4 protein-coding genes are annotated in these 2,679 nt (G+C 33.7%); 3 read left to right on the plus strand and 1 reads right to left on the minus strand.

Features of this window, described 5'->3' with window-relative positions:
• Together ACXJH6_RS05800 and flgG are read left to right on the plus strand one after the other, a co-directional pair.
• On the plus strand, nucleotides 1–484 hold a 484-nt coding region (locus ACXJH6_RS05800; RefSeq protein ID WP_456470816.1), incomplete at its 5' end, for a flagellar basal body rod C-terminal domain-containing protein.
• Nucleotides 485–542: 58 nt separating this feature from the next.
• Nucleotides 543–1,331, plus strand: coding sequence for a flagellar basal-body rod protein FlgG (gene flgG / locus ACXJH6_RS05805; RefSeq protein WP_456470817.1), 789 nt, complete (start codon nucleotides 543–545; stop codon nucleotides 1,329–1,331).
• Nucleotides 1,332–1,336: 5 nt separating this feature from the next.
• Here the strand turns inward: flgG and ACXJH6_RS05810 are convergent, their stop codons facing one another.
• The gene (locus tag ACXJH6_RS05810) at nucleotides 1,337–2,251 is read right to left on the minus strand and encodes an EI24 domain-containing protein (protein WP_456470818.1); all 915 of its coding nucleotides are present in this window, start codon (nucleotides 2,249–2,251) and stop codon (nucleotides 1,337–1,339) included.
• Nucleotides 2,252–2,342: 91 nt separating this feature from the next.
• Here ACXJH6_RS05810 and ACXJH6_RS05815 point away from each other — a divergent pair.
• Nucleotides 2,343–2,679 (plus strand): LeuD/DmdB family oxidoreductase small subunit (locus ACXJH6_RS05815; RefSeq protein ID WP_456470819.1); only part of this gene is annotated, 337 nt, incomplete at its 3' end.

Consider the following 2,679-nt stretch of genomic DNA (forward strand, 5'->3'; position numbering starts at 1 on the left):
TCAAAAAAACAGTTTTTTTACCATACAAACTCCAACGGGTGAAAAAATAACAAGGGCCGGAAATTTTAATCTCGACTCTGAAGCGTATATAGTAACAAAAGAAGGATACAGACTGCTTGATACAAACAATAACTCTATAAAAATACCTCCTAGCGTAAAAAACATCACCATTGATAAAAACGCAAATATATATACCGACGGAACAAAAATAGCAACTATAAAAATAGTCAGCATAGATGACTTGAACACTTTAAAAAAAGTAGGTAATAAAATGTGGGATTTTATCCCTGGAAGTGAAAAAATAAATACTAAAAACACCACTCTTCAGGGCTTTTTGGAAAAATCAAACGTAAATCCCGTAAAAGAGATGACCGAACTTATAGAAACAAACAGGCTGGTCGAACAATATCAAAAAGTTATGAATACATTTATGGACGACCTCAACAAAGACGCTATAGACAAACTAGCCAACGTAAGGGCTTAATTTAGGAATAAAATTTGCTTAAAGAAAAAATAGAGAGATTTTTTAAAAGGATTTTAAAATGATTAGAAGTCTTTATACGGCAGCCACAGGGATGATGGCTCAGCAAATGCAAATAGACGTAGTATCAAATAATATAGCAAACGTAAATACCATAGGCTACAAAAAACAAAGAGCCGAATTTGCAGACCTTTTTTACCAGACTATGGAATATGCCGGTACGGCAACTTCAACAACAACCCAATCGCCTACGGGAATAAGTGTCGGACTTGGAGTTAGACCTACTGCAATATCAAAAATTTTTACACAGGGAAATTTTAAAGAAACAAGAAACAATTTAGACCTTGCCATTCAGGGAGACGGTTTTTTTCAGGTACAGCTTCCTGACGGACGAATAGCATATACAAGAGACGGGGCATTTAAACTGGATTCAAACGGAAACGTGGTTACAAGCGACGGATATAAACTTATACCGGAAATTACCCTGCCACCTACAACGGTACAGGTATCTATAGGTACGGATGGCACGGTCAGTATTTTAGAAGCCGGACAAACTCAAATGCAACAGATAGGTCAAATCCAGCTTGCCAAATTTATAAACCCGGCCGGTCTTCATTCTCTTGGAAGCAACCTTTATATAAATACTTCCTCTTCGGGAGACCCGATTGTCAGCAATCCGGGAATCGACGGGCTTGGGGAAATAAGACAGGGATTTGTCGAAATGAGCAACGTCCAGCTCGTAGAGGAAATGACAGACCTTATTACCGGACAAAGAGCCTACGACGCTTCAAGTAAAGCAATTATGACAAGTGATGAAATGCTGCAAACGGTTAATAATTTAAAAAGATAACTAATTTAGCTTTTTTTTAATTCCATAACACAGTGAAAAAACATAATAACGGCAAAAAACGGCGCAAAGAAATTAACAATAGGCAAAAAATTGAAACTAGCAGCGATTAAAGCTATCAAAACCGTTTTTAATTTATGTTTTTTTATCTCTTCAAATTCTTTTTTTGAACAATATTCATTACACACAAAATATAAAAAAGAATCATGATAAAGTTTGGTCCATAAAAAGAGTTGATACCCTATATTAACCACAGGTATAAAAAATAACGGAAACAGAAAAATAAAAAGACCCAAAAATATCAAAATATCCTTAAAAAGGACCTTTTTAAAACCAACAGCTTCTTTTACATCTATATTAACATCACCATATTCAAGTTCTTTTATAGCTTCTAAAAAAGGTTTGGCAAAAACAAAGATAATCGCAAATAGTGTTAAGATAAAAAGATTATAAAAAATATAAATGGAAACAATAGCGACAACCCCTTTTGAAACCGTATCAAAAGGTAAAAGAACCAATAGTTTTTTGACTTCATTATTTATAAAATCCCAATTACTGATAAACAAAACCGCGTATAATAAAGAAAAAAACAAAATAGATGCAATTAAATAAAGATAGTAGTATTTACTTTTTAAATTATTTAAAAAAATAGGACCAAACACGGCAGTAGCAAAAGCAAAGCTTACCACAACGCTCAAAAACCAGAGAAAAAAAAGAATAAAAAAAGCCCCGTTTAATTTAAGAATACTAAAAGGTATCCATGAAATAAGCTCTCCGCTTATATTTATAATGGGATTCCAAAAAACAATCAATACCCCTAAATAAAATAAAAAAACCGGCAAAGCGGTTATAACTATCACTTTTAAAACTTCTTGTGAGAAAAGATTTCTAAACGACTTAATAATACATGAAGAAATTTTCATTTTTTACTCCTTTTGTGTTATTATAACTCAAATTTAAAATATAAAACAATTTTTGGTAAAATTTCTTAAAAAAAATCATAGAAGGCTTTATATGAACGTTATTACAGGAAGAGTTTGGAAGTTTGGAGACAATATCGATACTGACCTTATTATCCCGGCGAGATATTTAAATACATCAGACCCTCATGAGCTTGCAAAACATGTAATGGAAGATGCGGACCCTGAATTTCCCAAAAAAGTCAGACCCGGCGATATTATTGTAGCCGGATATAATTTCGGAAGCGGCAGCAGCCGAGAACACGCTCCAATAGCCCTTAAAGCGGCGGGAGTTGCGGCGGTTATAGCAAAAAGTTTTGCAAGAATTTTTTACAGAAACAGTTTTAACATGGGGCTTCCTATTTTTGAACTACTTGAGAGCGATGAAATAA

The sequence above is a fragment of the Caminibacter sp. genome, from assembly GCF_053999135.1.